Source organism: Pseudomonas sp. HLG18, assembly GCF_051903985.1.
GTDB classification, from domain to species: Bacteria; Pseudomonadota; Gammaproteobacteria; order Pseudomonadales; family Pseudomonadaceae; genus Aquipseudomonas; species Aquipseudomonas fluorescens_BT.
In genome coordinates, this window is sequence record NZ_CP195831.1 from 4,885,052 (window position 1) to 4,899,708 (window position 14,657).

General features: G+C 62.2%; 14 protein-coding genes. 7 read left to right on the plus strand and 7 right to left on the minus strand.

The window, feature by feature from the left end:
• Window positions 1–18: 18 nt before the first annotated feature.
• Both trxA and ACSPX5_RS22535 read right to left on the minus strand, forming a co-directional pair.
• On the minus strand, window positions 19–348 hold the full coding sequence (gene trxA, locus ACSPX5_RS22530) for a thioredoxin TrxA (RefSeq protein ID WP_003206727.1): 330 nt from the start codon (window positions 346–348) through the stop codon (window positions 19–21).
• 120 nt (window positions 349–468) lie between these two features.
• Complete coding sequence (locus tag ACSPX5_RS22535) at window positions 469–1,176, minus strand: FadR/GntR family transcriptional regulator (RefSeq protein WP_439820291.1); 708 nt, start codon at window positions 1,174–1,176, stop codon at window positions 469–471.
• A 256-nt stretch (window positions 1,177–1,432) separates the two neighbouring features.
• Between ACSPX5_RS22535 and ACSPX5_RS22540 the strand changes: the two genes are divergently transcribed.
• The 5 genes from ACSPX5_RS22540 to ppx all read left to right on the plus strand — a co-directional run bounded on the left by ACSPX5_RS22540 (window position 1,433) and on the right by ppx (window position 5,898).
• Window positions 1,433–2,218 carry a transporter substrate-binding domain-containing protein gene (locus tag ACSPX5_RS22540; RefSeq protein WP_169432403.1) on the plus strand — a complete coding sequence of 262 codons (786 nt, stop codon included), beginning with the start codon at window positions 1,433–1,435 and terminating at the stop codon, window positions 2,216–2,218.
• A 21-nt stretch (window positions 2,219–2,239) separates the two neighbouring features.
• Complete coding sequence (locus ACSPX5_RS22545; RefSeq protein WP_039765327.1) at window positions 2,240–2,920, plus strand: amino acid ABC transporter permease; 681 nt, start codon at window positions 2,240–2,242, stop codon at window positions 2,918–2,920.
• Window positions 2,917–3,567 (plus strand): amino acid ABC transporter permease, encoded by a 651-nt coding sequence (locus tag ACSPX5_RS22550; protein ID WP_011336490.1) that lies wholly within the window; start codon window positions 2,917–2,919, stop codon window positions 3,565–3,567. The genes ACSPX5_RS22545 and ACSPX5_RS22550 overlap by 4 nt, the downstream gene beginning before the upstream one ends.
• Window positions 3,554–4,291: an amino acid ABC transporter ATP-binding protein gene (locus tag ACSPX5_RS22555; protein WP_439820292.1), complete on the plus strand. Its 738-nt coding sequence runs from the start codon at window positions 3,554–3,556 to the stop codon at window positions 4,289–4,291. The genes ACSPX5_RS22550 and ACSPX5_RS22555 overlap by 14 nt, the downstream gene beginning before the upstream one ends.
• A gap of 104 nt (window positions 4,292–4,395) precedes the next feature.
• Window positions 4,396–5,898, plus strand: a complete 1,503-nt coding sequence (gene ppx, locus ACSPX5_RS22560) for an exopolyphosphatase (RefSeq protein ID WP_169432406.1) — start codon at window positions 4,396–4,398, stop codon at window positions 5,896–5,898.
• Between the two features lie 66 nt (window positions 5,899–5,964).
• Here ppx and ppk1 read toward each other — a convergent pair whose 3' ends face one another.
• Together ppk1 and hemB are read right to left on the minus strand one after the other, a co-directional pair.
• Window positions 5,965–8,190: a polyphosphate kinase 1 gene (gene ppk1, locus ACSPX5_RS22565; protein ID WP_207863851.1), complete on the minus strand. Its 2,226-nt coding sequence runs from the start codon at window positions 8,188–8,190 to the stop codon at window positions 5,965–5,967.
• Between the two features lie 18 nt (window positions 8,191–8,208).
• Window positions 8,209–9,222, minus strand: coding sequence for a porphobilinogen synthase (gene hemB, locus ACSPX5_RS22570; RefSeq protein WP_007951836.1), 1,014 nt, complete (start codon window positions 9,220–9,222; stop codon window positions 8,209–8,211).
• Between the two features lie 208 nt (window positions 9,223–9,430).
• Between hemB and ACSPX5_RS22575 the strand changes: the two genes are divergently transcribed.
• Entirely contained in the window at window positions 9,431–10,078 is a 648-nt protein-coding gene (locus ACSPX5_RS22575) for a DedA family protein (protein WP_169432408.1), read from the plus strand.
• On the opposite strand, the gene ACSPX5_RS22580 is transcribed toward ACSPX5_RS22575, so the two are convergent.
• Window positions 10,059–11,294: a sterol desaturase family protein gene (locus tag ACSPX5_RS22580; protein ID WP_439820293.1), complete on the minus strand. Its 1,236-nt coding sequence runs from the start codon at window positions 11,292–11,294 to the stop codon at window positions 10,059–10,061. The genes ACSPX5_RS22575 and ACSPX5_RS22580 overlap by 20 nt on opposite strands.
• Window positions 11,295–11,410: 116 nt before the next feature.
• On the opposite strand from ACSPX5_RS22580, the gene elbB reads away from it, so the two are divergent.
• Complete coding sequence (elbB, locus tag ACSPX5_RS22585; protein WP_169432410.1) at window positions 11,411–12,079, plus strand: isoprenoid biosynthesis glyoxalase ElbB; 669 nt, start codon at window positions 11,411–11,413, stop codon at window positions 12,077–12,079.
• Window positions 12,080–12,209: 130 nt separating this feature from the next.
• Here the strand turns inward: elbB and ACSPX5_RS22590 are convergent, their stop codons facing one another.
• Both ACSPX5_RS22590 and ACSPX5_RS22595 read right to left on the minus strand, forming a co-directional pair.
• The gene (locus ACSPX5_RS22590; protein ID WP_169432411.1) at window positions 12,210–12,665 is read right to left on the minus strand and encodes a YaiI/YqxD family protein; all 456 of its coding nucleotides are present in this window, start codon (window positions 12,663–12,665) and stop codon (window positions 12,210–12,212) included.
• Window positions 12,666–12,702: 37 nt separating this feature from the next.
• On the minus strand, window positions 12,703–14,601 hold the full coding sequence (locus ACSPX5_RS22595) for an FTR1 family protein (protein WP_439820294.1): 1,899 nt from the start codon (window positions 14,599–14,601) through the stop codon (window positions 12,703–12,705).
• Between the last annotated feature and the right edge of the window lie 56 nt (window positions 14,602–14,657).

The following is a 14,657-nucleotide window of genomic DNA, read 5'->3' on the forward strand; positions in this document are numbered from 1 at the left end:
CAATCTTTACCGCGACGCTTAGATGTTGGCGTCGAGGAAAGCAGCCAGTTGCGACTTCGACAGGGCGCCGACCTTGGTCGCTTCCACGTTGCCGTTCTTGAACAGCATCAGGGTAGGAATACCCCGTACGCCGTGCTTGGCAGGGGTTTCCTGGTTTTCGTCGATGTTCAGCTTGGCAACGGTCAGCTTGCCTTTGTAAGTCTCTGCAATCTCGTCCAGAACCGGAGCGATCATTTTGCAAGGGCCGCACCATTCAGCCCAGTAGTCGACCAGGACAGCGCCTTCGGCCTTGAGTACGTCGGCTTCGAAGCTAGCGTCGCTAACGTGTTTGATCAGATCGCTGCTCATGGAATTCTCCAGGTTGTAAGCAAAAAAACGTGGCCCATCATAGCCGCCCTTCCCTTGTTCAGGAAGCCGCAGATGATTGAGTCTTGCTATGGCACTCGATGAGTTTGGGTATAGCTCAAGTCACGCACCGGCGGGGGCGATGAAGGCGATTCCGGTGCGCAGGGCTGCGTTGCGCACGTGCTCCTGCATGGCTTTCTGCGCGGCGGCGGAGGCCCGGCGGGCCAGGGCGCGGAGGATCTTGCGGTGTTCCTGCCAGGTTTCCATGGCCCGCTCGGCGCGGATGAACGGTAGTTTCTGGCTTTCCAGAAAGATGTCGGCGCTGGCGGTGAGGATGCTCAGCATCGCCTGATTGCCGCTGGCCAGCAGAATCCGCCGGTGGAATTCGAAATCCAGTCTCGCCGCTGCCTCGAAGTCGCCGGCACGCAGCTGCTCGCGCATGGCGGCGACGTTGTCTTCCAGTTCGTCCAGATCAAACGTGCTCAGCGTCACCGCCGCCAGACCGGCCGCAAACCCTTCCAGCGCATAGCGCAACTGAAAGATTTCCAGCGGCGAAGCCTGGGCTGCAAACGGCCAGGCCGGTGCGCCCTCACCGCGCGGCAACTCTACCGGCGCCTGCACGAAAACGCCCTTGCCCGGCTGGATGCTGACCACCCCCAGCGCGCTCAAGGACGACAACGCCTCACGCAACGACGCGCGACTGACGCCCAGTTGAACCGCCAGATGCCGTTGCGAAGGCAGCGCATCGCCGGGGCGGAAGCCCTGCTCGGTAATCAATTTGCGGATCGCTTGCAGCGCCACTTCGGGTACGGCGCGAGAGATCGAGTTCATGGTTTTCCAGACGGACCAGGCCAAGGTGCGGCCAGTTGTAATGCTATTCGAGGCATCAGGCAAGTCGTGCCCCAGCGGGGTTCGGCGGTGCACGCCGATGCGCTATCGCAGTGCGAAATCCAACCTGACTGTTCAGACCAGTAAGACCGAACAAACCCGCTAAACCCGTGGCTTTGCACAGCCGAAGCCCAGTCTTGGCACGGCCCGTGCTCTGTCTGATCGCAGAATTCACTTCCCGCCGATCCGGAGATTGTCCATGACGAAGCGTTACAGCGCCCTCCTCGCCGCCCTGTTTGCCGGTCTGATGCTGAGCCAGGCCCCCGCCCATGCCGACGGACTGGACGACGTGGTCAAACGCGGCACCTTGAAAGTCGCCGTGCCTCAGGACTTCCCGCCCTTCGGTTCGGTCGGCCCGGACATGAAGCCTCGGGGCCTGGATATCGACACCGCGAAACTGCTGGCCGACCAGCTCAAGGTCAAACTCGAACTGACCCCGGTCAACAGCACCAACCGCATCCCATTCCTGACCACCGGCAAGGTCGACCTGGTGATTTCCAGCCTCGGCAAGAACCCCGAGCGCGAAAAGGTGATCGATTTCTCCCGCGCCTACGCGCCGTTCTACCTCGCCGTGTTCGGCCCGCCGGATGCAGCCGTCAGCACCCTGGACGATCTCAAGGGCAAGACCATCAGCGTCACCCGTGGCGCGATCGAGGACATCGAGCTGACCAAGGTTGCCCCCGAAGGCGTGACCATCAAGCGCTTCGAAGACAACAACTCGACCATCGCCGCCTACCTCGCAGGGCAAGTTGACCTGATCGCCAGCGGCAACGTGGTGATGGTCGCCATCAGTGAAAAGAGCCCGAAACGCGTGCCCGCGCTGAAAGTGAAGCTCAAGGATTCGCCGGTTTACGTCGGCGTGAACAAAAACGAGCCGGCGCTGCTGGCCAAGGTCAACGAGATCCTGACCACCGCCAAGGCTGACGGCGCGCTGGAAAAGAACGCGCAGACCTGGCTCAAAGAGCCGCTGCCGGCCGACCTCTGACCGGCGCCGCGGGAGACTTTCATGGCCTATCAGTTCGATTTCTTGCCGGTGGTGGAAAACACCGACCTGCTGCTGCGCGGGGCGTTGTTCACCCTTGAGCTGACGGCCATCGGCGCGCTGTTCGGGGTTGGCGTGGGCATCGTCGGGGCGCTGGTGCGGGCGTGGAACATCCGCCCGTTCTCGGCGATCTTCGGCGTGTATGTGGAGTTGATCCGCAACACGCCGTTCCTGGTGCAACTGTTCTTCATCTTTTTCGGCCTGCCGTCCCTCGGCGTGCAGATTTCCGAGTGGCAGGCGGCGGTGCTGGCGATGGTGATCAACCTTGGTGCGTACTCGACCGAGATCATCCGCGCCGGCATCCAGGCGATTCCGCGCGGGCAGCTGGAAGCAGCGGCGGCCTTGGCGATGAGTCGCTTCGAAGCGTTCCGCCATGTGGTGCTGCTGCCGGCGCTGGGCAAGGTCTGGCCGGCGCTGAGCAGCCAGATCATCATCGTGATGCTCGGTTCGGCGGTGTGTTCGCAGATCGCCACCGAAGAGTTGAGCTTCGCCGCCAACTTCATTCAGTCGCGCAACTTCCGCGCTTTTGAAACCTACGCCCTGACCACCCTCATTTATCTGTGCATGGCGCTGCTGATCCGTCAGTTGCTGAACTGGCTCGGCCGGCGCTACCTGTCGAAAAGCAGCGCAAGGAGCAGCCAATGAGCGACTTCACGTTCTGGGACATCCTGCGCAACCTGCTCACCGGCCTGCAATGGACGCTGGCGCTGTCGCTGGTGGCGTTCATCGGCGGCGGGATCGTCGGGTTGCTGATCCTGATCATGCGCATCTCGAAAAACCCGCTGCCCAGCAGCATCGCCCGCACCTGGATCGAACTGTTCCAGGGCACACCGCTGTTGATGCAGCTGTTTCTGGTGTTCTTCGGCGTGGCGCTGGCCGGGGTGGAAATTTCGCCGTGGATGGCAGCGGCGATTGCCCTGACGCTGTTCACCAGCGCTTATCTGGCGGAGATCTGGCGCGGCTGCGTCGAGGCGATTCCCCATGGTCAGTGGGAAGCGTCGTCGAGCCTGGCGCTGAATCCGCTGGAGCAACTGCGCTACGTGATCCTCCCGCAGGCGCTGCGCATTGCCGTAGCACCGACCGTGGGTTTCTCGGTGCAAGTGGTCAAAGGCACCGCTGTGACCTCGATCATCGGCTTCACCGAACTGACCAAGACCGGCGGCATGCTCGCCAACGCCACCTTCGAACCGTTCATGGTCTACGGCCTCGTCGCCCTGGGCTACTTCCTGCTCTGCTACCCCCTGTCCCTCAGTGCGCGCTACCTGGAAAGGAGACTGCATGCCTCTGCTTAGAATTTCCGCCCTGCATAAATATTACGGCGATCACCACGTGCTCAAAGGCATCGACCTGAGCGTCGAGGAAGGCCAGGTCGTGGCGATCATCGGCCGCAGCGGCTCGGGCAAGTCCACCCTGCTACGCACCCTCAACGGCCTGGAATCGATCAACGACGGCGTGATCGAAGTCGACGGCGAATACCTCGACGCCGCCCGCGCCGATTTGCGCAGCCTGCGGCAGAAAGTCGGGATGGTGTTCCAGCAGTTCAACCTGTTCCCGCACCTGACGGTGGGCGAAAACGTGATGCTCGCGCCGCAAGTGGTACAGAAAGTACCCAAGGCCAAAGCGCAAGAGCTGGCGCGGCAGATGCTGGAGCGCGTCGGCCTGGGCGAGAAATTCGATGCCTTCCCGGATCGTCTCTCGGGTGGCCAGCAACAGCGCGTGGCGATTGCCCGGGCGCTGGCGATGTCACCCAAGGTGCTGCTGTGTGACGAGATCACTTCGGCGCTGGATCCGGAACTGGTCAATGAAGTGCTCGGCGTGGTCCGCCAGCTCGCGAAGGAAGGCATGACGCTGATCATGGTCACCCACGAAATGCGCTTCGCCCGGGAGGTCGGGGACAAACTGGTATTCATGCACCAGGGCAAGGTGCATGAGGTGGGCGACCCGAAAGTGCTGTTTGCCAATCCGCAGACGCCGGAGCTGGCGAATTTCATCGGAACCGTGGAAGCCGCAGGCTGAAAGCTGGCCGTCAGTGCGCTAAATCAAGGGTTTGAGCCATGCGCGTTGGCGGCAGCGTTTGATCGTGGCACGATGTCGGGGTTATCGACCGAGACCCCCAGACCATGCCGCAATCCCAAGCCAAGAATCTGTCCCTGATCGCCGCGATCGACCTGGGCTCCAACAGCTTCCACATGGTCGTGGCCAAGGCCCAGAACGGCGAAATCCGTATTCTCGAACGTCTCGGGGAGAAGGTTCAGCTGGCTGCCGGCATCGACGATGAGCGCCATCTCAACGAAGAATCCATGCAGCGCGGGCTCGACTGCCTCAAGCGTTTTGCCCAACTGATCAACGGCATGCCGCTGGGCGCCGTGCGGATCGTCGGCACCAATGCCCTGCGCGAAGCCCGTAACCGCCTGGAGTTCATCCACCGCGCCGAAGAAATCCTCGGCCACCCGGTGGAAGTCATTTCCGGCCGTGAAGAGGCGCGTCTGATCTACCTCGGCGTGTCCCACACCCTCGCCGACACCCCGGGCAAACGCCTGGTCGCCGACATCGGCGGCGGCAGTACCGAATTCATCATCGGCCAGCGTTTCGAGCCGTTGCTGCGCGAAAGCCTGCAAATGGGCTGCGTGAGTTTCACCCAGCGCTATTTCAAGGACGGCAAGATCACCCCGGCCCGCTACGCCCAGGCGTACACGGCGGCGCGGCTGGAAATCATGAGCATCGAACACGCCCTGCACCGTCTGACCTGGGATGAAGCCATCGGCTCCTCGGGCACCATCCGCGCCATCGGCCTGGCGCTGAAGGCCGGCGGTCACGGTACCGGCGAAGTGAACGCCGAAGGTCTGGCGTGGCTCAAGCGTCGCCTGTTCAAGCTCGGCGATGTCGACAAGATCGATTTCGAAGGCATCAAGCCGGATCGCCGGGCGATCTTCCCGGCGGGCCTGGCGATTCTCGAAGCGATCTTCGACGCCCTCGAACTGCAACGCATGGACCACTGCGAAGGCGCGCTGCGTGAAGGCGTGCTCTACGACCTGCTCGGCCGCCATCACCACGAAGACGTACGCGAACGCACCCTGACCTCGCTGATGGAGCGCTACCACGTCGACCTGGAACAGGCCGCACGGGTCGAGCGCAAAGCCCTGCACGCCTTCGATCAAGTGGCCGTGGACTGGGAACTGGAAGACGGCATCTGGCGCGAACTGCTGGGCTGGGCGGCGAAAGTGCACGAAGTCGGGCTCGACATCGCTCACTACCACTACCACAAGCACGGCGCCTACCTGATCGAGCACTCGGACCTCGCCGGGTTCTCCCGCGAAGACCAGCAAATGCTCGCCCTGCTGGTGCGCGGCCACCGCCGCAACATCCCCAAGGACAAGTTCGCCGAGTTCGGCGACGAGGGCGACAAGCTGATCCGCCTGTGCGTACTGCTGCGTTTCGCCATCCTGTTCCACCATATCCGTGGCACCCAGGCAATGCCGCAAGTGGCGCTGCACGCCAACGGCAACAACCTCGACGTGGAATTCCCGGAGAACTGGCTGGATGAAAACCAGCTGACCCAGGCGGATTTCGCGCTTGAGGCGGAGTGGCTGACACGGGTGGGGATTGTTCTGACCGTGCACTGAGTAACCGGCAGGCACAAAAAAGGCGATCCGGATGGATCGCCTTTTTTATGGCCTTGAAACCTGCGGTCAGCTGCTGACCGGCAGAATCGGGCTGCCCAATCGCTCCAGCAGAGTCGCCTGGGCACTGCGCGGGTTCTGGTTGCCGGTCGGCGTGTTGCGGATGTAGCGGCCGTCCGATTGCAGGCTCCAGCTGTGGGTGTTGTCGGTCAGGTACAGCTCCAGCTCTTTCTTGACCCGGGTCAGCAGCTTCTTGCCTTCCACCGGGAAGCAAGTCTCGACGCGCTTGTCGAGGTTGCGCTCCATCCAGTCGGCACTGGACAGGAACATCTGCTCCTCGCCACCGTTGAGGAAGTAGAACACTCGGGTGTGCTCAAGGAAGCGACCGATGATCGAGCGCACGTGAATGTTGTGCGAAACCCCGGCGATACCCGGACGCAGGCAGCACATGCCGCGCACCACCAGATCGATGCGCACGCCGGACTGGCTGGCCTTGTACAGCGCGCGGATGATCTTCGGATCGGTCAGCGAGTTGAACTTGGCGATGATGTGCGCCGGCTTGCCGTCGAGCGCGAACTGCGTCTCGCGGGTGATCATGTCGAGCATGCCCTTCTTGAGGGTGAACGGCGCATGCAGCAGTTTTTTCATGCGCAGCGTTTTGCCCATCCCGATCAACTGGCTGAACAGTTTGCCGACGTCTTCGCACAAGGCATCGTCGGAGGTCAGCAGGCTGTAGTCGGTGTACAGGCGGGCGTTGCCGGCGTGGTAGTTACCGGTGCCGAGGTGCGCGTACCGCACGATTTCGCCGGCTTCGCGGCGCAGGATCAGCATCATCTTGGCGTGGGTCTTGAAGCCGACCACGCCGTAGATCACCACCGCACCCGCCGCCTGCAGGCGGCTGGCCAGTTGCAGGTTGGACTCTTCGTCGAAGCGCGCACGCAGCTCGATGACCGCCGTCACTTCCTTGCCGTTACGCGCGGCGTCCACCAGCGCATCGACGATTTCCGAGTTGGCACCGGAGCGGTACAGCGTCTGGCGCACGGCCAGAACGTGCGGGTCTTTAGCGGCCTGGCGCAGCAGGTCGACCACCGGGGTGAACGACTCGAACGGGTGCAGCAGCAGGATGTCCTGCTTGCTGATCACGCTGAAAATGTTCTCGCTGTTCTGCAGCAGTTTCGGGATCTGCGGGGTGAACGGCGTGTATTGCAGCTCCGGATGGCTGTCCAGACCAGTGATGCTGAACAGACGGGTCAGATTGACCGGGCCGTTGACCTGATAAAGCTCGGTCTCGCTCAGGTTGAACTGCTTGAGCAGGTAGTCCGACAGGTGTTTCGGGCAAGTGTCGGCGACTTCCAGGCGTACGGCGTCACCGTAACGACGGGAGAACAGTTCGCCACGCAGGGCGCGGGCCAGGTCTTCGACGTCTTCGGAATCGAGCGCCAGGTCGGCGTTTCGGGTCAGGCGGAACTGGTAGCAGCCTTTTACCTTCATGCCCTGGAACAGATCATCGGCGTGGGCGTGGATCATCGACGACAGGAACACATAGTTGTCGCCAGGTCCGCCGACTTCTTCCGGCACCTTGATGATCCGTGGCAGCAGACGCGGTGCCGGAATGATCGCCAGACCGGAATCGCGACCGAAGGCGTCGATGCCTTCGAGCTCGACGATAAAGTTCAGGCTCTTGTTCACCAGCAACGGGAACGGGTGCGTCGGGTCGAGGCCGATCGGGGTGATGATCGGCGCGATCTCGTCGCGGAAGTAGCGGCGCACCCAGGTTTTGATCTTGGTCGTCCAGTGGCGGCGACGGATGAAACGCACCTGATGCTTTTCCAGCTCTGGCAGCAGGATGTCGTTGAGGATCGCGTACTGGCGGTCTACATGACCGTGCACCAGCTCGCTGATGCGGGCCAGGGCCTGATGCGGTTGCAGACCATCGGCGCCGGCCTGTTCACGGGCGAAGGTGATCTGCTTCTTGAGGCCGGCGACGCGGATTTCAAAGAATTCGTCGAGGTTGCTGGAGAAGATCAGCAGAAACTTCAGCCGCTCCAGCAACGGGTAGGACTCGTCCAGCGCCTGCTCCAGCACGCGGATATTGAACTGCAGTTGCGACAATTCACGGTGGATGTACAGGCTGCTGTCATCCAGGCCGGGAATCGCGATCACCGGTGCCGCCGCGACGGGTTCAGTTGCCGGCGCGGGTGGCGCAGGCTCCAGTTCCGGCGGGGTTTCGGAAATCTGCTCGACCACGGGTTGAGCTTCTTTTACGGCAACTTCAGTGAGTCCTTCGGTATTCATCGAATGTTCCTGGGAGGGCTATTTCTGCTCTCGTAACAATTGAGCGGCGCGGACAGCAAAGTAAGTCAGGATGCCATCAGCGCCGGCACGTTTAAAGGCGGTCAGGGATTCGAGGATCACGCCTTCGCTCAACCAGCCATTCTGGATCGCCGCCATATGCATGGCGTATTCGCCGCTGACCTGATAGACGAAGGTCGGCACTTTGAAGGCATCTTTTACCCGGAACAAAATGTCCAGGTACGGCATGCCGGGTTTGACCATGACCATGTCCGCGCCTTCAGACAAGTCCGCGCCCACTTCGTGCAGCGCTTCGTCGCTGTTGGCCGGGTCCATCTGGTAGGAGGCCTTGTTCGCCTTGCCCAGGTTCGCGGCCGAACCCACGGCGTCACGGAACGGGCCGTAATAGGCACTGGCGTACTTGGCCGAGTAGGCCATGATCCGCACGTTGACGTGACCGGCCAGCTCCAGCGCTTCGCGGATCGCCTGGATGCGGCCGTCCATCATGTCCGACGGGGCAACCACCTGGGCGCCTGCGGCAGCATGGGACAACGCCTGTTTGACCAGTGCATCGACGGTGATGTCGTTCTGCACGTAGCCTTCTTCGTCAAGAATGCCGTCCTGACCGTGAGTGGTGAACGGGTCGAGGGCGACATCAGTGATCACGCCCAGCTCCGGGAATCGGTCACGCAGGGCGCGGGTGGCGCGCTGGGCGATACCTTCGGGATTCCAGGCTTCGGCGGCATCGAGGGATTTGAGTTCAGGTGGCGTGACCGGGAACAGCGCCAGTGCCGGAATCCCCAATTCGACCCATTTGGCGGCTTCTTCAAGCAGCAGGTCGATGGTCAGGCGTTCGACGCCCGGCATCGAGGCCACGGCTTCGCGGCGGTTTTCACCGTCGAGCACGAACACCGGCAGGATCAGGTCATCGACCGTCAGGACATTCTCACGCACCAGCCGCCGGGAAAAATCATCACGACGATTGCGACGCAGGCGGGTGGCGGGGAACAGGCGGTTGGCTGGGGTAAAGCTCACGGCAGACTCCTGAGCCCGCGCAAACGGGCGAGCGTGACAGTTATAAGCGGCCATTATGACGGTCGTATTACAGTTATGTGCACCCCTGTGACACGTAGCCGCAATCCATTGTCGTTGTAGGAAATGTTAACGTCGAGACACATTTCGACACTTTCCTGAATGTGTCCGAAGGGTTAGGCTGCGCGTTCATTTCGCCAGCACCCAGACAATGCTCCAACAATTTCTGCATGACTTCGGCTACTTTGCCCTGTTTCTCGGGACGTTTTTCGAAGGCGAAACCATCCTGGTGCTCGCGGGCTTCCTCGCGTTCCGTGAATACATGGACATCAAACTGGTGGTGGTCGTGGCGTTCTTCGGCAGCTATGCCGGCGATCAGCTGTGGTACTTCCTGGGCCGCAAGCACGGGCGCAAATTGCTGGCGCGCAAGCCGCGCTGGCAGATGATGGGCGACCGCGCGCTGGAACACATCCGCAAGCACCCGGACATCTGGGTCTTGAGTTTCCGCTTCGTGTACGGCCTGCGCACGGTGATGCCGGTGGCGATCGGCCTGTCGGGCTATCCGCCGGGACGTTATCTGCTGCTCAACGGTATCGGCGCCGCGATCTGGGCCACCGCCCTGGCCGCTGCCGCCTACCATTTCGGCGCCGTGCTCGAAGGCATGCTCGGCAGCATCAAGAAGTATGAATTGTGGGTACTGGGCGCGCTGCTGGTGCTCGGCCTGGGCCTGTGGCTGCGCCGCCGGTTCAAGAATGCCCGGCTGGCCAAGAAAGTCTATGAGGACGAGCAGTTGGCCAAGGCCGAGCGGCACAAAGCCGAACAGGCCGAGGCCGCCGAGCCTAAGACGCCAGCCGAGTAAAGCGCCGGTGGCAGCAATACAGCCCGATGCCGCTGAGCAGGCTGTAACCGAACAGGCCGACCCACATCGGCGGGCCGGCCGGCCATAGCCCGACCTGCGGCGCCAGCCACACCAGCGGCAGGTTCGCCGCCAACCGCAGCAGCTCCAGTTTCAGCGCCCACGGGCGATTCTCCAGGGCCACGCCCAACACAAACAAACCGAACGCCACCGCGCCCCAGCCCAGCACCAATGCACTGGTGGGCAGACGGTGTTCCAGATTCATCAGATAACTGCCCAGCGCCACGTACACGCTGAATTGCAGCGCCACATACCCCTGCTGTCGGGCGCCCAGCGGCACTTCGAATTTGCGGAACCGGCTCAGGTCCGGCTTGCTCATCGGGTATTTCTCCGCCACATCCGCCGGCCGCCATCCCGTGCGCATGAACCAGATCCGCCACTTGTCCCACTTGCGCCCGGCACGCCGCGCGTCGTCCCAAAGCTGCGCGTAGAACTGCAGGTTGGCCCACAACGGATTCCAGCTCGCCAGCGGTGTGGTCACGCCGAAAATCACCGGTTCATCGTCGTCCTCTTCCTGGAACGAGCCAAACAGACGGTCCCAAATAATGAACACCCCGCCGTAGTTGCGATCCATGTAGAGAGCGTTCTGTGCATGGTGAGCCCGATGATTGGACGGCGTGACGAAGCACCATTCGAACCACCCGAGCTTGGGAATGTGCCGGGTATGAACCCAGAATTGATACAGCAGATTCAGCGCCGCAACGCTGACGAACACCAGCAGCGGCACCCCGAGCACGGCCATCGGCAGGTAAAAGATCCAGCCGAGCAAAAACCCGGTGCTGGTCTGGCGCAAGGCAGTGGAAAGGTTGTAGTCCTCGCTCTGGTGATGCACCGAATGCGCCGCCCAGAGGATGTTCCGTTCGTGACCCATGCGGTGCAGCCAGTAGTAGCAGAAATCGTAGAGAACAAAGGCGAAGAACCACACCCAGACGCTGTCCGCCGGCAGCCTGAGCAGCGCCAGATGCTCCAGGGCAAAGCCGTAGGTCACCAGCCCCACGCTCTTGGTCAGCAGGCCGGTGGTGGTCGACAGCACCCCGGTGCTGATGCTGTTCACCGCATCGGCCAGGCGATAGTTGCTCACCCCGCGCCAACGGTCGGCGATCAGCTCGGCCGCGATCAATACGAAGAAAAACGGCACCGCATACAGAATGAAGTTCATGACGCGCCCTGATCGAGATCCGTGTGCACAGATCCTAGGTGTAGCCGCGGCTAGACCCTATGGCAACGAACGACAAATTAGTGGACATTTAGCGCCATGAATCTGGAGAGAAACCCATGAGCAAAAAAGTTGCAGTGATCCTGTCCGGTTGCGGCGTGTACGACGGCGCCGAGATCCACGAAAGCGTCATCACCCTGTTGCGCCTGGATCAGCGTGGCGCCCAGGTGCAGTGCTTCGCCCCGGACATCGCGCAATTGCATGTGATCAACCACCTCACCGGCAAAGAGATGCCCGAGTCGCGCAACGTGCTGGTGGAATCGGCGCGCATCGCCCGGGGCAACGTCAAGGATGTCCGTGAAGCCGATGTCGATGATTTCGATGCGCTGATCGTGCCCGGCGGTTTCGGCGCGGCGAAGAACCTGTCGAACTTCGCCGTCGACGGCGCTGGCTGCTGCGTCCAGCCTGACGTACTGGCATTGGCCGAAGCCTTTGCCGAAGCGGGTAAACCGGTGGGACTGATCTGCATTTCGCCGGCGCTGGCCGCCAAGATCTACGGCCCGGGTGTGACCTGCACCATTGGCAACGATGCCGACACCGCAGCAGCCATCGGCAAGATGGGCGCCACCCACGAAGACTGCGCGGTGACCGACATCATCGAAGACAAGGCACGCAAACTGGTGACCACCCCGGCCTACATGCTGGCGCAGTCGATCAGTGAGGCGGCTTCGGGGATCAACAAGCTGGTCGACCGCGTCCTCGAACTGACTCACGAAAACGACGCCTGATCTCTTGGTCGAACACACACCCAATGTGGGAGCGGGCTTGCTCGCGAAGACGTCAGGTCAGACAACTATTCGTTGAATGACACACCGCCTTCGCGGGCAAGCCCGCTCCCACAAGGGATTTGTGTAGTGTTCAGGTTGTGCGGGCGAGCCTGGTGAGGATCCGGTCCAGCGCATTGGCGAACGCCTGCTTCTCCCGATCGCCGAACGGCGCCGGGCCGCCGCTGACCTGGCCCTGTTCGCGCAGATCGGTAAACAGGTTGCGTGTCGCCAGCCGCTCCCCCATGTTCTGCGCGTCGAACTCCTTGCCTCGCGGGTCCAGCGCTGCCACGCCCTTCTTCACCAGCCGGTCGGCCAGCGGAATGTCGCTGCAGATCACCAGTTCACCCGGCACCGCGTACTCCACCAGATAATCATCCGCCGCATCCGGGCCGCTCGGCACCACGATCAGCTTGACGATTGCCAGCGCCGGTTTGCTCTGCGGCTGCCCAGCCACCAGCACCACTTCGAATCGGCGCTTGAGGGCGAACTTGACCACCAGCTCCTTGGCCATCTTCGGGCAGGCGTCGGCATCGATCCATACGCGCATGTTTTCTACCTCGCAAATATGAGCGCAGCGAATGCCTTCAAGCAGCCGTCACCCTACGTTTTTCAGCCACCCGACTGCGGCCGTACAGCACGATGATCGCCGCAATCGCCACGGCCTGCGCGGTCAACGAGTAGGCATCGGCATGGATCCCCAACCAGTCGAAATCGAAGAACGCCACCGGCCGGGTGCCCAAGATCCCGGCTTCCTGCAACGCCTTCACACCGTGACCGGCGAATACCACCGACAACGCACAGAGCAGCGCCGCGTTGATGCTGAAGAACAGCGTCAACGGCAATTTCGCTGAACCGCGCAGAATGATCCACGCCAGGCCGAACAGCAGCACCAGCGCCGTTGCGCCGCCCGCCAATACCGCGTTGTGTCCGGCAGGACCGGCCTGCAACCACAGGGTTTCGTAAAACAGGATCACTTCGAACAGCTCGCGATACACCGAGAAGAATGCCAGGACCGCGAAGCCGAACCGTCCGCCGCCACCGACCAGGCTCTGACTGATGTAATCCTGCCAGGCTGCCGCGTGCCGACGGTCATGCATCCAAACCCCGAGCCACAGCACCATGACACTGGCGAACAACGCCGTGGCGCCTTCCAGCAGTTCACGCTGGGAGCCGCTGACGTCGATCACATACGCCGCCAGCGCCCAGGTCCCCAGACCGGCCAGCAACGCCAGTCCCCAACCGACGTTGACACTGCGCACCGCCGATTGCTGGCCGGTGTTGCGCAGGAACGCGAGGATCGCTGCCAGTACCAGAATGGCTTCCAGGCCTTCACGCAGCAGAATCAGCAGACCGGAAATGTAGCTCAACGACCCACTCAAACCGTCGCTGCCGAGCAGGCCGGCCGATTCCTTGAGCTTGGCCTTCGCCGCGTCGAGACGCTGCTCGGCCTGCTCCACCGACAAGCCGTCCTGCAGCGATTGCCGGTAGGCCATCAAGGATTTTTCGGTGTCCTTGCGCACGTTGGCGTCGACGTTATCCAGCGAGCTTTCGACCAGTTCGAAACCTTCCAGATACGCTGCAACGGACAAGTCATACGCCTGATCACGTTCGCCGGCACGATAAGCGGCCAGGCTCTTGTCCAAAGTCGCGGCGGTGTAGTCGAGCAACTGCGCCGGGCCACGCTTGACCTGCGGCGGTTGCGCCCGTTGAGCACGGAAGATCGCAGCCGCCTCAAGCCCCTCAGAGGCCTGCACTTCGGCCGGCGTCTGACGGGCGAGATCGGCGATGTTGTAAGTCTTGTCGGTTTTGGCCGTGGCCGGATCGACACTGAACTGAGCGATATAGGTCGCCAGATCCCAGCGCTGACGATCATCCAGTTGATCGGCGAAGGCCGGCATGTCGGTGCCTTCGACGCCCTGGCCGAGGGTGTTGTAGATCGCGTACAGGCTCAGGTGATCCAGGCGCGCCGCGTCACGCAGGTTGGCCGGCGCGGGCTCCATGCCGACACCCGCCGGGCCATCGCCGGCACCGTTGGTGCCGTGGCACACGGAGCAGTGCTGGGTATAGAGCGGCGCGCCACGGGTCGGATCCGGGGTGATGATCGGGGCCTGGCTGACTTCATAGGCCACCGCCAGTTTCGCCCCCAGTTGCCGGGCCTGACGGGCGACGTCCGCGCCGTCCTGCTTCGCGGTGATGGCGGCGAGCAAAGCGTCGATGCCCTGCTCCAGACCAGCCTTCTCCGGTTTGGCCGGCATGCCGGCGATCAGCCCCTGCAAGGCGTGGGTGAACTCAAGCTGCTCGCGGTATTCGGCATCGTCGATGACCTTGCCCGCTTGTACCGTTGGCGGGTAATCGGCGCTGATGTAATCGAGCAGGTGCAGCGCTTGCGGCGCGCCTTCCACGGTATCGGCCAGCAGATTGAAGCTGCTCAGGGCAAACAACGGGAACACCAGCCAGGCCAGGAATCGGGACAAGGCAGTCATGAAAGGGTCTCAATTGGAAATGCGAAGTAACACATTGTTCACGTCGGGGGAGCCTG